Here is an 18,418-nt window from a genome sequence, read left to right as displayed (position 1 = left end):
GCGGCGGCGCAGCGCGTGGCAGAGGCGGGCCTGGCGCCGCCGCGCTGGCTGCGGGCGGACGCGCAGGCGCTGGACCGGGAGTTGGGCGAGGGCGGCTTCGACGTGCTGCTGTGCGGCCTGGGCCTGATGTACATGCCGGATCCCGAGCGCGCGCTGGCCGCGATGGCGCGCTGCCTGCGGCCGGGTGGGCGGCTGCTGGTGTCGGTCTGGGGCGAGCGAGGCGATTGCGCCTGGGCCAAGGTCTTTCCGATCGTCGACCGGCGGGTCCGCTCCGAGGTGTGCCCGCTGTTTTTCCGCCTGGGCACCGGCACGGCCCTGACGCAGGCGCTGCGGCGGACCGGCTTCGCCGCCGTGTGCAGCCGCCGCATCGATGCCTGGCTCCGCTATGCCGGGGCCCGCTCGGCCTGCGACGCCGTCCTGGCGGGCGGTCCGGTGGCCCTGGCCTATGCCCGCTTCGAGCGCCGCACGCGCGAAGCCGTGCAGGCGGAATACCTGGCTTCGATCGCCCGCTGGTGCGATGGCGCGGGCTATCGCCTGCCGGGCAGCTTTGTGGTCGCAAGCGGCGTGCGGGCCGATTCCCGCACATCCGACATCAGGAGCGAAAGATGATGAAGACGATGAACACCGACAAGCGCCGGCGCCGACCCCTGCTCGCCACGGTGGCGCTCCTGACGGCCCTCGCCTCGCATGCCCAGCCCGCCAGCGCCAACGAGGTGCTGAAGTGGAACGAGACGACCGTCAAGGTCATCGCCGTCGGCGGCCAGAATCCGATACAGCAGACCCGCAGCGTGGCGATGGTGCAGGGCGCCGTGCACGATGCGCTCAACGGTATCAAGCCGCGCCATGCCCCCTACTACTTCGAGGGCGTGGCGGCCCCAGGCGCCGCCGCCGAAGCGGCGGTGGCCGCCGCCACCCGCACCGTGCTGCTGTCGGTGATCCCGGCCTTCGGCGCGCCGCCGCAGCGCGCCGAGGCGCTGGCCCAGGTGGAGGATGCGTATCGCCTTGCCCTGGCCGCGCTCGCCGACGGGCCGGCCAAGCAGGCTGGCGTGGCGATCGGCCAGGCCGCCGGCGAAGCGATGCTGGCGCTGCGCAAGGACGATGGCGCGACCAGGCCCGCCGCCTACACGCCGGCCAGCGGGCCGGGGCGCTGGCGGCCGCACCCCAACCCGGAGCCGCCGAACCCGCCGATCAAGGATCCCAAGCTGGCGCCCGGCTTCGCGGCCTCCATGCTGCCCGGCTGGGGCCATGTGACGCCGTTCACGCTGCTGTCGACCTCGAAATACTGGCTGCCAGGCCCCCCCCGCGCTGACCAGCGCGCAGTACGCGCAGGAGTTCAACGAGGTGAAGACGCTGGGCGGCCAGCTGAGCAGTGCCCGCACACCCGAGCAGACCGAGATCTCCCGTTTCTGGTTCGAGGGCCCGGGAGCCTGGTATCGGGTGGCTCGCGCCGTTGCCGAGGCACGCGGCCTCGATGCCTGGGACAGCGCGCGCGCGCTGGCCGTGACCTCGCTGGCCATGGCCGACACCTATATCGCCGGCTTCAAGATCCGCTATGTCTACGACTTCTGGCGCCCGGTGACCGCAATCCGCGAGGCGGCCGACGATGGCAACGAGGCGACCGTGGCCGATCCAGCCTGGAACAGCCAGCAGAACACGCCGGCGGTGTCGGACTATCCGTCGACGCAGAGCCTGTTCAGCGGCGCGGCGGCGGTGGCGCTGGCCGGCGTCATCGGCACCGACCAGGTCGGCTTCACGATCAGCAGCGGCCCACCATTCCCGAACATCAGGCGCACCTTCACCAGCCTGTCGCAGGCGGCCCGCGAGAGCGCGGACTCGCGCATCTATGCCGGCATCCACTTCCGCTCGGCCTGCGAGGACGGGCTGGCGCTCGGCCGGCGGATCGGCCAGCGCACGGTCGCGATGTATCTGCAGCCGCTGGGCCGCTAGGCCGTCGCGGCACCCTCCCATTTCACCTGGAGTACCCCACCATGAGCAGCACCGACAACACCATGCCCCCCGAGATGCAGGCCCTGAAGCAGAAGCTCAAGACGACCTGGATGGCCGGCGACTATGGACATTTCGCCAAGTTCCTCGAACCCGATGCGCTGGCCTTCCTGGCGCGCCTGAACCTGCAACCGGACCAGCGCCTGCTCGACGTGGCCTGCGGCGCCGGACAGATCGTCATTCCGGCGGCGCGCGCAGGCATCGCCGCCACCGGCGTGGACATCGCCACCAACTCGATCCTGCGCGCCCGCGAGCGGGCGACCGAAGAGGGGCTGACGACGGCACACTTCGACGAGGGCGATGCCGAGGCGCTGCCCTACGCGGACGCCAGCTTCGATGTGGTGAGCAGCCTGTTCGGGGCGATGTTTGCGCCACGCCCCGACTGCGTGGCCGCCGAGCTGCTGCGCGTATGCCGCCCGGGCGGGCGCATCGTGATGGGCAACTGGACCCCGCAGGGGCATGTGGGCCAGATGTTCAAGGTGATCGGCCGGCATGTACCGCCCTCGCCGCTGATGGCGTCTCCGCTGGCCTGGGGCGACGAGGCCACGGTGCGCGACCGGCTGGGCCACGGGGCTGCGCACATCATCATCACCAGGCGCAACTACGCGATGCGCTACCCCTTCGGCCCGGCCGATGTGGTGGAGTTCTTCATCACCTACTATGGCCCGACCAACCGCGCACATGCCGCGCTGGACGGCGCCGGCCAGGCCGCCCTGCGCGCCGATCTGGAGCAGCTCTGGGCCGCCAGCAACCGCGCGGTCGACGGATCCACGCAGGTGGAGTCGGAGTTCCTGGAGGTGGAGGTCGTGCGGAACTGAGGCCGGTCACCCAAGTCGTGCCCTGGCCAGGACTGGCCTGGCCGGCTTGCCAGCGCCCCGGCGCCGATTGATTTGGGGGTGCCGCGCGCTCAGAGCTTGAAGTCGTAATCGATCGTCAGCGGCGCATGGTCGCTGAACTTCTGGGCCTTGTAGATCGCCGCCTGCTTGGCCAAGGCGGCCAGCTTCGGGGTCGCGAAGTGGTAGTCCAGGCGCCAGCCCACGTTCTTCGCATAGGCCTGGCCGCGGTTGCTCCACCATGTGTAGCACTCGTCGGTGGTGTCGGGATGCAGCTGGCGGTAGACATCGATCAGGCCGCCCTGGTCCGGCCCGCTGCCGAAGAGCTGGTCCAGCCAGGCGCGCTCCTCGGGCAGGAAGCCGCTGTTCTTCAGATTGCCCTTCCAGTTCTTCAGGTCGGCGGGCTTGTGGGCGATGTTCACATCGGCCACCAGGATGAACTCACGCTCGGCCTTCAAGGCCATCAGGTAGGGGTACATCGCCGCGAGGAAGCGGTACTTGGCCTCCTGACGCTCAGGGCCGCTGGAGCCGCTGGGGAAATAGCAGCTGATGATGCTGAGCTTGCGGCCGGGCTTGTCGAAGCGCATCTCGACCCAGCGGCCCTCGTCATCGAACTCCGGCACGCCGAAGCCCTTGATGATGTCGCTGGGCTCGATGCGGCTGTACAGGCCGACGCCCGAATAGCCCTTCTTCTGCGCGTAGTGGAAATGGCCCTTCCGGTCGCCCGAGCTGCAGAAGACCTGATCCACATGCTCGTGCTGGGCCTTGACCTCCTGCACGCCCAGCAGATCGGCGTTCTGCTGCGGCAACCAGTCGAAAAATCCCTTGGTGGCAGCGGAGCGGATGCCATTGAGATTGGCGGTGATCAGGCGCATGGATGGCGGTCGGTAGGAGGAAGGGATGGCCACTGTAGCGCAGGCGCTTTCTGCGGTGTTTTGGCAACAAAACCGTCACAGCCTAGGGTTTTCCAGTAAATCCTGGCACCCAACTTGCTAGATTCCCCGGCTTGGTCCCTCCAGGCGCCAGCCGCCTGCAGCCAGCATTCCTTTCCCCCTTGGAGTACCACCCGATGTTGCAACACCCCGCACAAGCCCGCCCTGCGCCGACCGCCCTCGCGGTCGCGCTGGCCCTGGCCGCCTGGCCCGCCAGCCAGGCCCTGGCCCAGGAAAAAACCCAGCTCGAAACCGTCACGATCACGGCCGAGCGCCGGGTCGAGAACATCAAGGATGTGCCGACCGCCGTCTCCAGCGTCAGCGGCGAAAAGCTCGATGTGCTGGCCTCGGGCGGCCAGGACGTGCGCTTCCTGTCGGGTCGCGTGCCCAGCCTGAACATCGAATCGTCCTTCGGCCGCGCCTTCCCGCGCTTTTACCTCCGCGGCTATGGCAATACCGATTTCCGTCTCAATGCCTCGCAGCCGGTCTCGCTGATCTATGACGATGTGGTGCAGGAGAACCCGATCCTGAAGGGTTTCCCGGTCTTCGATATGAAGGCGGTCGAAGTGATCGCCGGCCCGCAGGGCACGCTGTTCGGTCGCAACACACCGGCCGGCGTAGTCAAGTTCGACTCGGTGCGCCCGTCGAAGAAGCAGGACGGCTATTTCAGCGCCTCCTACGGCACCCATGGCAGCGCGACCGTCGAGGGCGCCGCCAATGTGCAACTGGGCGGCGACTGGTCGGCCCGGGTGTCGGCCCAGGTGCAGCGCCGCGACGACTGGGTGAGCAACCAGGTTGCCACCGGTGCCACCAAGAAGACCGAGGGCTACAACGACCGCGCGGTCCGCCTGCAAGCCCTGTATGAACCCAACCAGGGTTTCAGCGCGCTGTTCAACGTGCACAACCGCGAGCTCGACGGCAGCCCGCGCCTGGTCCGCTCCAGCGTCATCAAGCCCGGCACCAACGACCTGGCCGACGGCTTTGATCCGGCCAAGGCCTATTTCGACGGCAAGAACGAGCAACGCCTGCACGCCACTGGCGGCAGCGCCCGCATCAAGTGGGCCCTGGATGGCTTCACGCTGCACTCGATCACGGGCATCGAGGCGGTCCAGCCCTTCAGCCGCGCCGACGTCGACGCCGGCTACCTCAACAACTTCGTCCAGCCGCCCCCCGTAAATGGCGGGGGCCATGTGGTCTGGAGCTCGGAAACCTCGGACGCACTGAAGGACCACCGCCAGCTGAGCCAGGAGTTCCGGCTCGAGTCCAATGGCAGCGGCCCGCTGCGCTGGCAGGGCGGTGTCTATCTGTTCGACGAGCGCTACACGATGGAGAGCGTCGACTACCTGGCGGCGCCGGCCGACGCGCTGGTCAGCACGCGTCAGACCAACAAGGCCTGGGCCTTGTTCGGCTCGGTCAACTACCGCGTCAGCCCCGATCTGAACCTGCGCGGCGGCCTGCGCTACACCAAGGACAAGAAGACCCTGGCCACCACCGGCACGGTCAACGCCTCGGCCGGCACCAGCGCTAGCACCAACGACAGCAAGGTCAACTGGGATCTGTCCGGCACCTACACGCTGACGCCCGAGACCAATGTCTATGCGCGCGTCGCCACCGGCTTCCGCGCCGCGTCGATCTATCCGGCCAGCGGTTTCGGCCCGCAGAGCAAGGCACGTCCGGAGACTGTGACCTCGTACGAGCTGGGCGCCAAGAGCGAGTTCTGGCAGCGCCGCGCCCGCCTGTCTGCCACGCTGTTCAGCTATGAGGTCAAAGACCAGCAGCTGACCGCCGTCGGCGGCACCAACAACACCAACACCCTGCTCAATGCCAGCAAGGGCGAAGGTCGCGGCTTCGAGCTGAACCTGGAGTTGCTGCCCACCGACAACCTGCTGCTGACGCTGAGCACCAGCTACAACGACACCAAGATCAAGGACCGTAGCCTGACCATGCCCCAGGCCGGCAGCGGCGCGACCATGATCGGCACGCCGGATGCCAACGGCAACTACAGCATCTATAACAACCCGCTGCCGAACGCGCCGAAGTGGATCGCCAACCTGACCGCCCGCTACAGCATGCCGACCGCAGCCGGCAATGAGTTCTACGTCTACACCGACTGGGCCTACCGTTCCAAGGTCAACTTCTTCCTCTACAAGTCGGTCGAGTTCACCGGCAAGCCGCTGACCGAGGGCGGCCTGCGCGTCGGCTACATCTGGGACAACGGCAAGTACGAGGTGGCCGGTTTTGTGCGCAACATCACCGACAAGGTGGTGGTCAACGGCGCCATCGACTTCAACAACCTGACCGGCTTCATCAACGACCCGCGCACCTACGGCCTGCAGTTCAAGGCCCTGTTCTAAGCCCTGAGCGCTGCTCGATCGAGCCCGGTCGCCGCGAGGCGGCCGGGCTTTTTTACGCCCCTACAATGCGGGCGAATTCTTCAAGAGCCTGCCGATGACCACCGCTGCCGCCCCCACCGATGCCCTGGCCCAGGATTTCGTTGCCTTTGCCGTCGAGGCCGGTGTGCTGCGCTTCGGCGAGTTCAAGACCAAGGCCGGGCGACTGAGCCCCTATTTCTTCAACGCCGGTCTGTTCGACGACGGCGCCAAGCTGGGCCGGCTGGCCAGCTTTTACGCCCAGCGCCTGATCGCCTCGGGCTTGGCTTTCGACATGATCTTCGGCCCGGCCTACAAGGGCATCACGCTGGCCGCCGCCGTTTCGATGGAGCTGGCACGGCTGGGCCACAACAAGCCTTTCGCCTACAACCGCAAGGAAGCCAAGGACCATGGCGAGGGCGGCACGCTGGTGGGCGCGCCGGTGCGGGGTCGGGTCTTGATCATCGACGACGTGATCTCGGCCGGCACCTCGGTGCGCGAGTCGATCGCGATGATCGAGGCCGCCGGCGCCACGCCCTGCGGCGTCACGATCGCGCTGGACCGCCAGGAGAAGGCCGCCGAGAACGGCGTCGACATGAGCTGGTCGGCCGTGCAGTATGTGTCTGAGCAATTGCAACTGCCGGTGATCTCGATTGCCGGGCTGGCGGACTTGCTGCAGTATCTGCGCAGCACCAGCGACACGGTGGCCTCGGGCCACTCGGCGGCGGTGCAAGCCTACCGAGACCGATACGGAGTCTGATGCGAGCTTCCAGCCCTGCCCCTGCCGTCCTGCTGCTGCTGCTGGCCGAGGCCGGCATGGTCTGGGCGCAGGCCAAACCGGCATCGATCGGGGCCATCTACAGCTGCACCACGGCCGATGGCCGACGCCTGACCTCGGATCGGCTGATCGCCGAGTGCAACAACCGCGAGCAGCGCATCCTGAACACCGATGGCTCGCTGCGTGCCATCGTGCCGCCGGCGATGTCGCCCGAGGAGCGGGCCGCCTATGAGGCGCGCGAGCGTCGTCTGGCGGCCGAACGCGCGGCCCAGGCCGACGCGGTGCGGCGCGACCGCAATCTGATGACGCGCTACCGCAGCGCCGAGGCCCATCAGCATGCCCGCGAGGCCGCGCTGGACGATGTCATGAAGGGCATGCGCCTGTCCGAGAACCGCATCAAGGACCTGGCCACCGAGCGCAAGCCGCTGCAGGACGAGGCCGAGTTCTACAAGGGTCGGCCCTTGCCGGCCAAGCTCAAGCAGCAACTCGACGCCAACGACGCCTCGGCCGAGGCGCAGCGCGTGCTGATCGAGAACCAGAAGGCCGAGCTGGTGCGCGTCAACAAGAACTTCGACGCTGAGCTGGCGCGGCTGAAGAAGCTCTGGGCCGGGGCGCCCCCCGGCAGCCTGGACTGATCAGCCCCCGAGCCAAGGCATGCGGGACATGCCCTGGCCTTCGCTAGGCGTCGCCCGGTCCGCAGGGACCGGACTCGGTCCTAGCTCAGTTTCTTCTTCAGCAGCTCGTTGACCGCCGTCGGATTGGCCTTGCCCTTGGTGGCCTTCATGGCCTGGCCGACCAGGGCATTGAAGGCCTTGTCCTTGCCGGCGCGGAACTCCTCCACCGATTTCTGGTTGGCAGCCAGCACCTCATCGAGGATGCGCTCCAGCTCACCGGTGTCATTGGACTGCTTGAGGTCCTTGGCTTCGATGATGGCGTCGACCTCGCCGCCCTTGGACCACAGCTCCTCGAACACCTGCTTGGCCGAGTTGTTGGAGATCGTGCCGTCCTGGATGCGCAGGATCAGCGCGCCCAGGGTCGCGGCACTCACCGGGCTGCTGTCGATCTCGCGCTCCTCGGCATTGAGGCGGCGCGCGATCTCGCCCTGCAGCCAGTTGGCCACCAGCTTGGGCGCCTTGCAGATGTCACGGGCGGCTTCGTAGAAACGCGCGGTCGCGAGGCTGGCCGTCATCAGGCTGGCGTCATACGCGGGCAGGCCGTCGGTATCCTGGAAGCGTGCGGCCATCACGGCCGGCAGCTCGGGCAGCTCGCCGCGCACCCGCTCCACCCATTCCGGCGCAATCACCAGCGGCGGCAGGTCGGGATCGGGGAAGTAGCGGTAGTCGGCCGCGTCTTCCTTGCTGCGCATCGCCCGGGTCTCGCCAGTGTCGGGGTTGAACAGCACGGTGGCTTGCTGGATCTCGCGGCCGTCCTCGATCTCGTCGATCTGCCAGTTCACCTCGTAGTCGACCGCCTGCAGCAGATTGCGGAAGCTGTTCAGGTTCTTGATCTCGCGGCGCGTGCCATAGGGCTCGCCGGGCTTGCGCACCGAGACGTTGACGTCGCAGCGGAACGAGCCCTCCTGCATATTGCCGTCGCAGATGCCCAGCCACATCACCAGCGCATGCAAGGTCTTGGCGTACTCGCAGGCCTCGGCGCCGGAGCGCATATCGGGCTCGGAGACGATCTCCAGCAGCGGCGTGCCGGCGCGATTCAGGTCAATACCGCTCTGGCCGTGATAGTCCTCGTGCAAGCTCTTGCCCGCGTCCTCTTCGAGGTGGGCACGGGTCAGGTTGACGACCTTCTTCTGCTCGCCGACGAAGAACTCCAGCTTGCCGCCCTGCACGACCGGAATCTCGTACTGGCTGATCTGGTAGCCCTTGGGCAGGTCGGGGTAGAAGTAGTTCTTGCGCGCGAAGATAGACAGCGGCGCGATCTTCGCGCCCACGGCCAGGCCCAGCCGGATCGCTCGCTCGACCGCACCGCGGTTCAGGACCGGCAAGGTGCCGGGCAGGGCCAGGTCCACCGGCGAGGCCTGGGTATTGGGCTCGGCGCCGAAGGCGGTCGAGGAGCCGCTGAAGATCTTCGATTGGGTGGACAGCTGGACGTGGTTCTCCAGGCCGATCACGACTTCGTAGCCGCGGATGAGTTTGCTCGTCATGTCAGATTCCTGCCGGGGCTTGTTGGTGCCAGTCGGTCGCCTGCTGCAAGGCATGGGCCGCATGCAAGAGCTGACCCTCCTTGAAGTAGTTGCCCAGCAGCTGCAGGCCCACCGGCATACCGCCCTCGCCCAGGCCTACCGGCACGCTCATGCCGGGCAGGCCGGCCAGCGAGCCGGGCAGGGTGACGATGTCTGCCAGAGAGGCCTTGACCGGATCATCCGAGCCTTCGCCATGCTTCCACGCGACCGTCGGCGCCACCGGGCCGGCGATCAGATCGCACTGCGTGAAGCAGCGCTGGAAGTCGTCGGCAATCATGCGGCGCAGCTTCTGCGCCTGCAGGTAGTAGGCGTCGTAGTAGCCGTGGCTGAGCACATAGGAGCCGATCATGATGCGGCGCTTGACCTCGGCACCGAAGCCCTCAGCGCGGGTCTTCTTGTACATGTCCAGCAGGTCGTCGTACTTCGCGGCGCGGTGGCCGAACTTGACGCCGTCGAAGCGGGAGAGGTTCGAGCTGGCCTCGGCCGGCGCGATGATGTAGTAGACCGGAATCGCCAGCTCGGTGCGTGGCAGGCTGACGTCGACCAGCGTGGCGCCGAGCTTTTCCAGCTCGGCCAGACCGGCGCGCACCGCCCGCTCGACATCGCCGCTCAGCGCGGCCGGGAAGAACTCGCGCGGCAGGCCGATGCGCAGACCCTTCAGCGGCTGGGCCGCCGTGGCGCCCTCGCGGGCCGCCAGCATCTGGGCATGGAAGTCCTGCGGCGGCTGCTCGATGCTGGTGGCATCGCGCTCGTCGAAGCCGCTCATCACCGACAGCAGCAGGGCGCAGTCTTCGGCCGAGCGCGCCATCGGGCCGGCCTGGTCCAGGCTGGAGGCGAAGGCGATCATGCCGTAGCGCGAACACACGCCATAGGTCGGCTTGATGCCGGTGATGCCGGTAAAGCTGGCCGGCTGGCGGATCGATCCGCCGGTGTCGGTGCCGGTGGTGGCCGGCACCAGGCGGGCCGCCACCGCGGCGGCCGAGCCGCCCGAGGAGCCGCCCGGCACCCGGCCGACATCCCAGGGGTTGGCTACCGGCTTGAAAGCCGAGTTCTCGTTGGCCGAGCCCATCGCGAACTCGTCGCAGTTGAGCTTGCCCAGCGAGACCGTGCCGGCCGCGTTCAGCTTGGCGATGACGGTGGCGTCAAAAGGGCTGCGGTAGCCGACCAGCATCTTGGAGCCGGCGGTCGTGGGCATGTCGCGGGTGACGAAGATGTCCTTGTGCGCCAGCGGCACGCCCAGCAGCGCTTGGCTCTCGCCGGCAGCACGGCGCGCATCGGCAGCACGGGCGCTGGCCAGCGCGCCCTCGGCATCGACATGCAGAAAGGCGCCCAGCGCCTCGGCGGAGGTAACACGTGCAAGAAGGTGTTGCGTGATTTCGAGGCTGGAAACCGTCTTGTCAGCAAGGGCCCGGCCGATTTCGGCGACGCCCAGGGTGTGCAGCATATTCATTCGATGACCTTGGGAACCAGGAACAGACCGTCTTCGACCGCCGGCGCGCTGCGCTGATTGAGCTCGCGCTGATTGCTCTCGGTGACCGCGTCCTCGCGCAGGCGCAAAGCCACCTCCTGCACGGCGGACAGCGGCGTGTACAGCGGCTCGACGCCGCTGGTGTCGACCGCGCTCATCTGCTCGACGATGGTGAAGAAGCCATTGAGCTGAGTCAGCAGCGCCTCGGGTTCGCCGCCTTGCAGCTCCAGCCGCGCCAGATGGGCGATGCGGCTCACGTCTTGTGGGGTCAGGGCCATGGGGTAAACGGTTTGGGGCCGGGAAAAACCAGGTCCGTAAGTGTCAGAAACTGAGGTCCCCTCGGGTCTGCCAGGGCAGGAAACCCAGAGGTGATCGGGTATTATCTCCGCTTATCTCCATGGTTACGGGGCTGCATGGCCGCAAGGTTCAAGCGGCCTCGTTGCATATGGTGCGAACAAATCCGCGCAGCCCTCAATCCGGCTGCACCGTTTTCAGAACCGCTCAGCCCCAAGCCAGCTCCAGGTCGATCTCACCCACAGGCTCAGATGCCCTGACTGGCGCTCCACACACACCATGTTCGCTTCCCTGCGTCGCTACTTCTCCACCGACCTCGCCATCGACCTCGGCACCGCCAACACCCTCATCTACGTGCGCGGCAAGGGCATCGTGCTGGATGAGCCCTCGGTGGTCGCCATCCGCCACGAAGGCGGCCCGAACGGCAAGAAGACCATCCAGGCCGTCGGCCGCGAGGCCAAGGCCATGCTGGGCAAGGTGCCCGGCAATATCGAGGCGATCCGCCCGATGAAAGACGGCGTGATCGCCGACTTCACCGTCACCGAGCAGATGCTCAAGCAGTTCATCAAGATGGTGCACGACTCGAAGATGCTCAAGCCGAGCCCGAGGATCATCATCTGCGTGCCCTGCGGCTCGACCCAGGTCGAGCGCCGCGCGATCCGTGAGTCCGCGCTGGGCGCCGGCGCCTCCGAGGTCTACCTGATCGAAGAGCCGATGGCCGCCGCGATCGGTGCCGGCCTGCCGGTCTCCGAGGCTTCCGGCTCGATGGTGGTCGACATCGGCGGCGGCACCACAGAGGTCGGCGTGATCTCGCTGGGCGGCATGGTCTACAAGGGCTCGGTCCGCGTCGGCGGCGACAAGTTCGACGAGGCCATCATCAACTACATCCGCCGCAACTACGGCATGCTGATCGGCGAGCCCACCGCCGAGGCCATCAAGAAGAACATCGGCTCGGCCTTCCCCGGCTCCGAGGTCAAGGAGATGGAAGTCAAGGGCCGCAACCTCAGCGAGGGCGTGCCGCGCAGCTTCACGATCTCGAGCAACGAGATCCTGGAAGCGCTGACCGACCCGCTGAATCAGATCGTCAGTGCGGTGAAGAACGCGCTGGAGCAGACCCCGCCCGAGCTGGGCGCCGACATCGCCGAGCGCGGCATGATGCTGACCGGCGGTGGCGCGCTGCTGCGCGACCTGGACCGGTTGCTGGCCGAGGAGACCGGCCTGCCGGTGCTGGTGGCCGAGGATCCGCTGACCTGCGTGGTGCGCGGTTGCGGCATGGCGCTGGAACGCATGGAGCGCCTGGGCTCGATCTTCACTTCGGAGTAAGCGCCTCCATGAAGCGCTCCGAGCCGGCACGCTTCACGCGGGGCCGGCTTTTGCACATCTCGCCCCCCGCCTGAGCCATGCCACTGGGCACCCTGGATCGCACGCCACCCCCGTTTTTCCGCCAGGGCCCCTCGGCCCTGACCAAGCTGCTGCTGTGCGCGGCGCTGGCCATCTTCCTGATGGTGGCCGATGCCCGCTTCAAGCTCGCGACGCCGGCGCGCGCCGCACTGGCCCTGGTGCTGCACCCGGTACAGCGGGCGCTGCTGGCGCCGGTCGATGCCTGGGAGCAACTGGGCGACTATCTGCGCGGCACCGAGCGCGCGATGGCCGCCGAGGACCAGGCGCGGCGCCAGCTGGTGCAGCAGGCCGAGCGCCTGTCGCGCGCCGAGCAGCTACAGGCCGAGAACCAGAGCCTGCGCGCACTGCTGGCGCTGCGTCCGGCGCTGCAGGTGCCGACCATTGCCGCCGAGGTCCTGTACGAGGCGAGCGATCCCTACTCGCGCAAGGTGGTGATCGACCGCGGCAGCCAGCAGGGCGTGCGCGCCGGCGCGCCGGTCATCAACGATGCCGGCGTGCTGGGCCAGGTGACGCGGGTCTATCTGCTGTCGGCCGAGGTCACGCTGCTCAATGACAAGGACGCCGCGATCCCCGTGCTCAACACCCGCAGCCAGCAGCGCGGCGCGGCTTTTGGCGGCACCGACGGCCTGGGCATGGAGCTGCGCTTCATGGCCACCAACGCCGACATCAAGCAGGACGATCTGCTGACCACCTCGGGCCTGGACGGCGTCTATCCGCCCGGCCTGCCGGTGGCCCGCATCAGCGCCATCGAGCGGCGCGGCGACAGCAGCTTTGCCCGCGTCAGCCTGCGCCCGGTGGCCCAGCTCGACAACGTCCGCCATGTGCTGGTGCTGGGCGCGCTGGCCGAACTTGAGCATGCCCGCAGCGAGGCCGTCGCGGCCTCGGCCGCCGCAGCATCGGCCCCGGCACGCGCCGGCGGCAAGGCCAGCGGAGGTCGACCATGATCATGCCGCGCGGCTCCGGCCAGCTGCTGCTGCCGGCCAACCCCCTCTTCATCGCGCTGAGCCTGCTGCTGGCCCTGGTGGTGGACATGGTGCCGGTCGGGCGCCAGAGCGCGATGCCCGATGTGCTGGCCCTGGTGCTGGTGTTCTGGAATGTGCACCAGCCGCGCCGGGTCGGGGTCGGCTGGGCCTTTGTGTTCGGTCTGCTGGTCGATGTCCAGCATGGCGCGCTGCTGGGTCAGCATGCGCTGTCCTATAGCGTGCTGAGCTTTGGCGCGATCGCGCTGCACCGGCGCCTGCTGTGGTTCAGCCTGCCGGTGCAGGCCCTGCACATCCTGCCGCTGTTCGTGCTGGCCCACGCGGTATCGCTGGCGGTGCGGTTGATGGTCGGCGGCATGTGGCCGGGCTGGCCGCTGCTGCTGGCGCCGCTGTTCGAGGCCTTGCTGTGGCCCATCGCCACGGTGCTGCTGCTGGCGCCGCAACGCCGCGCCCCGGATCGAGACGCCAACCGGCCCCTGTGATGATGCTGCTGAAGAATTCCGAGCAGGAGCAGTCGCAGTTCCGGCTGCGCGTGCTGGCGGCGGTGGCCTTCGTGCTGTTCTGCTTCGGCCTGCTGGTGGCGCGCCTGGTCTGGCTGCAGGTGCTGCAGCATGACGAGCTGGCCGAGCAGGCCGAGAGCAACCGCACCGCCATCGTGCCCATCGTGCCCAACCGCGGCCTGATCAAGGACCGCAACGGCATCGTGCTGGCCAGCAACTACTCGGCCTACACGCTGGAGATCATGCCGTCTAAGGCCGGCGATCTGGACAAGACCATCGATGCCCTGTCCGAGGTGATCGAGATCCAGACGCGCGACCGCCGCCGCTTCAAGCGCTTGCTGGAGGAGAGCAAGCACTTCGACTCGCTGCCGATACGCACCAAGCTGACGGACGAGGAGGTCGCCCGCTTCACCGCCCAGCGCTTTCGCTTCCCGGGCGTCGAGATCAAGGCCCGGCTGTTCCGCAGCTATCCGATGGGCGAGGTCGGCAGCCATCTGATCGGCTATATCGGCCGCATCAACCAGGCCGAGAAAAAGGCCATGGACGACTGGGACGAGGAAGACATCGCCAACTACCGCGGCACCGAATACATCGGCAAGCTGGGCCTGGAGCAGGCCTACGAACGCGAGCTGCATGGCATCACCGGCTTCGAGCAGCTGGAGACCAGCGCCGGCGGCCGCGCGGTGCGGCGCCTGGCCCACAAGCCGCCGACGCCGGGCAACACGCTGATGCTGTCGATCGACATCCGGCTGCAAGCCCTGGTCGAGGAGCTTTACAAGGACCGGCGTGGCGCGCTGGTGGCGATCGATCCGCGCAATGGCGAGGTGCTGGCCTTCGTCTCCAAGCCGACCTTCGACCCGAATCTGTTCGTCGACGGCATCGATGCCGACAGCTGGCGCGAGCTCAACGACAACATCGACAAGCCGCTGTTGAACCGCGCGCTGCGCGGCACCTATCCGCCCGGCTCGACCTTCAAGCCGCTGATGGCGATGGCGGCGCTGACCAGCGGCAAGCGCGCGCCCGGCACCATCGTGATGGACAACCTGGTCTACAGCTTCGGCGGCCGCACCTTCGGCAGCCCGGAGGCGGACCGGCCCGGCCCCAAGGACATGCGGCTGGCCATCGTCGGCTCCAGCAATGTCTACTTCTACAGCCTGGCCAACGAGATGGGCGTGGATCTGATCCACGACGAGCTCGAACCCTTCGGCCTGGGGCGCAAGACCGAGATCGACCTGCAGGGCGAGGTGACGGGCGTGCTGCCTTCGCAGGCCTGGAAGAAGCGCTATTTCGCCCGCAGCCCGGCCAACCAGAAGTGGTTCCCCGGCGAGACCATCTCGCTGGGCATCGGCCAGGGCTACAACAGCTTCACGATGCTGCAACTGGCCACTGCCTATGCCACCGTGGCCACCAGCGGCCAGCGCTACAAGCCGCGCCTGGTGCGCGAGATCGAGGACGTGGTCAAGCATGAGCAGCGCCGCGTCGCCAGCGACGCGCTGGAGCCGCTGCCGCTCAAGCCCGCCGATGCCGAGGTGATACGCAATGCGATGCATGGCGTGACGATGGAAGGAACCTCGCGCGCCGTCTTCATGGGTGCGCCCTATACCAGCGGCGGCAAGACCGGCACGGCCCAGGCCGTGGGCCTGCGCGCCGGCGAAAAATACAGCAGCATCAAGGCCGATGAGCGCAAGCGCGACCACTCGCTCTATGTCGCCTTCGCGCCGGTCGAGTCCCCGACCGTCGCGCTGGCGCTGATCGTCGAGAATGCCGGCTGGGGGTCGACCGCCGCCGCGCCGATTGCGCGCCGCGTCTTCGACTTCCTGCTGCAAGGCGTCTACCCCAGCGAGGAAGATATTGCGCTGACCCAGCAAGGCCTGACCAAGGCGCCGGTCGGCACGCCGCGCCCCATCGCTGCCGTGCCGCTGCCGGGTCAGGCGGCGGCGCCCGTGCCGGCGGCATCCGCCGCTGCTTCAGCCGCCACATCAGCCGCCTCGGGAGTCCGCCGATGAGCCATGTCTTCAACAAGCCCTCGCTGCTCAGCCGCCTGCGGCCCTGGGTCAGCGGCTTTGACGGACCGCTGCTGCTGATACTGGCCTGGCTCGCCGGCCTGGGCCTGATGTGCATGTACTCGGCCGGCTTCGACCATGGCACTCGCTTCGTCGACCATGCCCGCAATATGGCGCTGGCGGCGGCCATCATGTTCGTCGTCGCCCAGGTGCCGCCGCAGCGGCTGATGGCGCTGGCGATCCCGCTGTACACCGTGGGCATCGCGCTGCTGGTGGCAACGGCGCTGTTCGGCATCAGCAAGAAGGGTGCGACGCGCTGGCTCAATATCGGCATCGTGATCCAGCCCTCGGAGCTGCTGAAGATCGCCACACCGCTGATGCTGGCCTGGTGGTTCCAGCGGCGCGAGGGTCAGCTGCGCACGGCCGACTTCGTCATCGCGCTGCTGATGCTGGCCGTGCCGGTGGGCCTGGTGGCGCGCCAGCCCGATTTGGGCACCTCGATCCTGGTGTTCGCGGCGGGCTTTTATGTGCTGTTCTTCGCCGGCTTCAGCTGGCGCATCATCCTGCCGGCCGTCGCCGCCGGCGCGATCGCGATCACAGCCCTGGTGCTCAGCGAGGACCAGATCTGTCAGCCCGATGTCGAGTGGCCGGTGCTGCGCGAGTATCAGAAGAACCGGGTCTGCACCCTGCTCGATCCGCACAAGGACCCGCTCGGCAAGGGCTTCCACATCCTCCAGGGCGAGATCGCGCTCGGCTCGGGCGGGTTGACCGGCAAGGGCTTCATGAAGGGCACGCAAACCCATCTGGAGTTCATCCCCGAGCGCACCACCGACTTCATCTTCGCCGCCTATGGCGAGGAGTTCGGCCTGGTCGGCGCCCTGGGCCTGCTTCTGGGATTTGCCGCGCTGATCGTGCGCGGGCTGATGATCGCGGCCGAGGCGGCCAACCCGTTCGGCCGCCTGATGGCCGGCGCCATCACGCTGAGCTTCTTCACTTACGTGTTCGTCAATATGGGCATGGTCAGCGGCATCCTGCCGGTGGTCGGCGTGCCGCTGCCCTTCATCAGCTATGGCGGCACGGCGATGGTGATGCTGGGCCTGAGCCTGGGCATCCTGATGTCGATCGCGAAGAGCCGGCGCTTCATGTCCCGCTGAGCGCGTCGCGGCCCGGATGGGCCGCGAAACGCACGGTGAAGCGTGCGCCGGGCCCTTGGCCGTCCTCCTGCGCCTGGCCGGATCGCAGCTCGCGGGTTTCGTCCAGCGTGATCTCGGCCTCATGCTGCTGGACGATTTCACGCACGATGGCCAGGCCCAGCCCCGAGCCGTCGACATTGGTGCCCAAGGCCCGGTAGAAGGGCTGGAACACCTGCTCGCGCTCCGACTCCGCAATGCCCGGCCCCGAGTCCTCGACCTGCAGCACCGTGACCTGGCCGAACGGGTCTTCGACGACGCGCACCGTCACCGTGCCATGCGGCGGTGTGTAGAGCAGGGCGTTGTCGACCAGATTGCGGATCAGCTCGCGGATCAGCAGCGGATGGCCGTTGATGCGCAGCGCGCTGTGCTCGTCGTCCGGCCCCTCGAAGCCGAGGTCGATGCGCTTGTCCATCGCGCGCGGCACGAAGTCGCGCACCGTCTCCATCGCCAGCTCGGACAGATTGACCTCGCTGCGCCGCGCCGCATGCTCCTTGTCCTCGGCACGGGCCATCGCGAGCAGCTGGTTGACCATATGGGCGGCACGCTGGCTGGACAGGGCGATCTGCTGCAGCGAGCGGCGCAGCTCGGCCGGCTCGCTGCGACCCTCGTCGATCTCGCGCTGCGCGAACTCGGCCTGGGTGCGCAGGCCGGCCAGCGGCGTCTTCAGCTGATGGGCGGCATCGGCCAGGAAGTGCTTCTGCGCGCTGATCGACTGGTCGAGCCGGCCCAACAAATCATTGATCGCGCGCACCAGCGGTGCGACCTCGTCGGGGATGCGGCGTTCGTCGATCGGGCTCAGGTCCGAACTCTCGCGCGAGCGGATACGGCGCTGCAGATCGTTCAGCGGTGCGATGCCGCGCGCCAGCGCCAGCCACACCAGCAGCACCGCCAGCGGCAGTATCACGAACTGCGGCAGTATCACGCCCTTGATGATCTCGTTGGTCAGGCGCGCCCGCTTGCCCAGGGTCTCGGCCACCTGGACCAGCATGGTCTGGGTCGAGCCGGCCTGGCCCTCGGGCGCCACCCATAGATAGGCGACCCGCACCGTGTCGCTGCCGACCTCGTCGTCGCGGAAATGCAGCTCCCAAGGCACGATGGGATCGTCGGCGGCCGGCACCGGCAGCTGGCGATCGCCGCTGAGGAACTCGCCGCGCAGACCCAGCACCTGGTAGTAGACCGTGTCGGCCTCGTCGGCCCGCAGCAGCGCGGCGGCCTCCGGCGACAGCGCGTAGCGGGAGCGCGCGCTGCTGCCGGCGCGCGGCGTCTCCGAGGCCGCCTGCAGGCCCAGATTGCGCGCCATCTCGCCGAGCTCGCGGTCGTAAGGCCGGTTGGCAATGCCCTGCGCCACCAGCCAGGTCAACGCGACACTGATCGGCCAGATCACCAGCAGCGGGGCGAGCATCCAATCGAGGATCTCGCCGAACAGCGAGCGTTGTTCGGTGTCTCCGGCCATTCACGCTGCTGGC

16 protein-coding genes are annotated in these 18,418 nt (G+C 67.9%); 11 read left to right on the top strand and 5 right to left on the bottom strand.

Annotated features, from left to right (window positions below; genetic code table 11):
* The 3 genes from PO768_RS11695 to PO768_RS11685 form a co-directional block, all read left to right on the top strand.
* A partial coding sequence (locus tag PO768_RS11695; protein WP_272646200.1) for a class I SAM-dependent methyltransferase occupies positions 1-609 on the top strand: 609 nt, incomplete at its 5' end.
* Positions 610-1,341: 732 nt separating this feature from the next.
* Entirely contained in the window at positions 1,342-1,947 is a 606-nt protein-coding gene (locus tag PO768_RS11690; RefSeq protein WP_272646199.1) for a vanadium-dependent haloperoxidase, read from the top strand.
* 41 nt (positions 1,948-1,988) lie between these two features.
* Positions 1,989-2,822, top strand: coding sequence for a class I SAM-dependent methyltransferase (locus tag PO768_RS11685; RefSeq protein ID WP_272646198.1), 834 nt, complete (start codon positions 1,989-1,991; stop codon positions 2,820-2,822).
* Between the two features lie 89 nt (positions 2,823-2,911).
* On the opposite strand, the gene PO768_RS11680 is transcribed toward PO768_RS11685, so the two are convergent.
* On the bottom strand, positions 2,912-3,712 hold the full coding sequence (locus PO768_RS11680) for an exodeoxyribonuclease III (protein ID WP_272646197.1): 801 nt from the start codon (positions 3,710-3,712) through the stop codon (positions 2,912-2,914).
* A gap of 194 nt (positions 3,713-3,906) precedes the next feature.
* Here PO768_RS11680 and PO768_RS11675 point away from each other — a divergent pair, with 194 nt between their 5' ends.
* From PO768_RS11675 to PO768_RS11665, 3 genes are all read left to right on the top strand, one after another.
* Positions 3,907-6,123 (top strand): TonB-dependent receptor, encoded by a 2,217-nt coding sequence (locus tag PO768_RS11675; protein WP_272646196.1) that lies wholly within the window; start codon positions 3,907-3,909, stop codon positions 6,121-6,123.
* A 94-nt stretch (positions 6,124-6,217) separates the two neighbouring features.
* Entirely contained in the window at positions 6,218-6,898 is a 681-nt protein-coding gene (pyrE, locus tag PO768_RS11670) for an orotate phosphoribosyltransferase (protein WP_272646195.1), read from the top strand.
* On the top strand, positions 6,898-7,551 hold the full coding sequence (locus PO768_RS11665; protein WP_272646194.1) for a hypothetical protein: 654 nt from the start codon (positions 6,898-6,900) through the stop codon (positions 7,549-7,551). Before pyrE ends, PO768_RS11665 begins: the two co-directional genes overlap by 1 nt.
* Before the next feature lie 80 nt (positions 7,552-7,631).
* Here PO768_RS11665 and gatB read toward each other — a convergent pair whose 3' ends face one another.
* From gatB to gatC, 3 genes are read right to left on the bottom strand one after another with little or no spacing between them, the layout of a single operon-like run.
* Positions 7,632-9,074: an Asp-tRNA(Asn)/Glu-tRNA(Gln) amidotransferase subunit GatB gene (gene gatB / locus PO768_RS11660; protein ID WP_272646193.1), complete on the bottom strand. Its 1,443-nt coding sequence runs from the start codon at positions 9,072-9,074 to the stop codon at positions 7,632-7,634.
* Position 9,075: 1 nt separating this feature from the next.
* Complete coding sequence (gene gatA, locus PO768_RS11655) at positions 9,076-10,563, bottom strand: Asp-tRNA(Asn)/Glu-tRNA(Gln) amidotransferase subunit GatA (protein ID WP_272646192.1); 1,488 nt, start codon at positions 10,561-10,563, stop codon at positions 9,076-9,078.
* Positions 10,560-10,859, bottom strand: coding sequence for an Asp-tRNA(Asn)/Glu-tRNA(Gln) amidotransferase subunit GatC (gatC, locus tag PO768_RS11650; RefSeq protein ID WP_137945425.1), 300 nt, complete (start codon positions 10,857-10,859; stop codon positions 10,560-10,562). Before gatC ends, gatA begins: the two co-directional genes overlap by 4 nt.
* A gap of 295 nt (positions 10,860-11,154) precedes the next feature.
* Here gatC and PO768_RS11645 point away from each other — a divergent pair, with 295 nt between their 5' ends.
* The 5 genes from PO768_RS11645 to rodA all read left to right on the top strand — a co-directional run bounded on the left by PO768_RS11645 (position 11,155) and on the right by rodA (position 16,913).
* Entirely contained in the window at positions 11,155-12,198 is a 1,044-nt protein-coding gene (locus PO768_RS11645; protein ID WP_137945426.1) for a rod shape-determining protein, read from the top strand.
* Positions 12,199-12,275: 77 nt separating this feature from the next.
* Positions 12,276-13,220 carry a rod shape-determining protein MreC gene (mreC, locus tag PO768_RS11640; RefSeq protein WP_272646191.1) on the top strand — a complete coding sequence of 315 codons (945 nt, stop codon included), beginning with the start codon at positions 12,276-12,278 and terminating at the stop codon, positions 13,218-13,220.
* Positions 13,217-13,738, top strand: a complete 522-nt coding sequence (gene mreD / locus PO768_RS11635; RefSeq protein WP_137945428.1) for a rod shape-determining protein MreD — start codon at positions 13,217-13,219, stop codon at positions 13,736-13,738. The genes mreC and mreD overlap by 4 nt, the downstream gene beginning before the upstream one ends.
* Positions 13,738-15,762: a penicillin-binding protein 2 gene (gene mrdA / locus PO768_RS11630; protein WP_137945429.1), complete on the top strand. Its 2,025-nt coding sequence runs from the start codon at positions 13,738-13,740 to the stop codon at positions 15,760-15,762. The genes mreD and mrdA overlap by 1 nt, the downstream gene beginning before the upstream one ends.
* On the top strand, positions 15,759-16,913 hold the full coding sequence (rodA, locus tag PO768_RS11625; RefSeq protein WP_272646190.1) for a rod shape-determining protein RodA: 1,155 nt from the start codon (positions 15,759-15,761) through the stop codon (positions 16,911-16,913). Before mrdA ends, rodA begins: the two co-directional genes overlap by 4 nt.
* On the opposite strand, the gene PO768_RS11620 is transcribed toward rodA, so the two are convergent.
* Positions 16,900-18,405 (bottom strand): sensor histidine kinase, encoded by a 1,506-nt coding sequence (locus tag PO768_RS11620; protein ID WP_272646189.1) that lies wholly within the window; start codon positions 18,403-18,405, stop codon positions 16,900-16,902. The genes rodA and PO768_RS11620 overlap by 14 nt on opposite strands.
* Positions 18,406-18,418: the final 13 nt, after the last annotated feature.

This window comes from Paucibacter sp. XJ19-41 (assembly GCF_028462495.1).
GTDB lineage: Bacteria > Pseudomonadota > Gammaproteobacteria > Burkholderiales > Burkholderiaceae_C > Roseateles_E.
The sequence above is the reverse complement of the archived record's forward strand: the minus strand, read 5'-3'. Positions and strand labels throughout refer to the sequence as shown.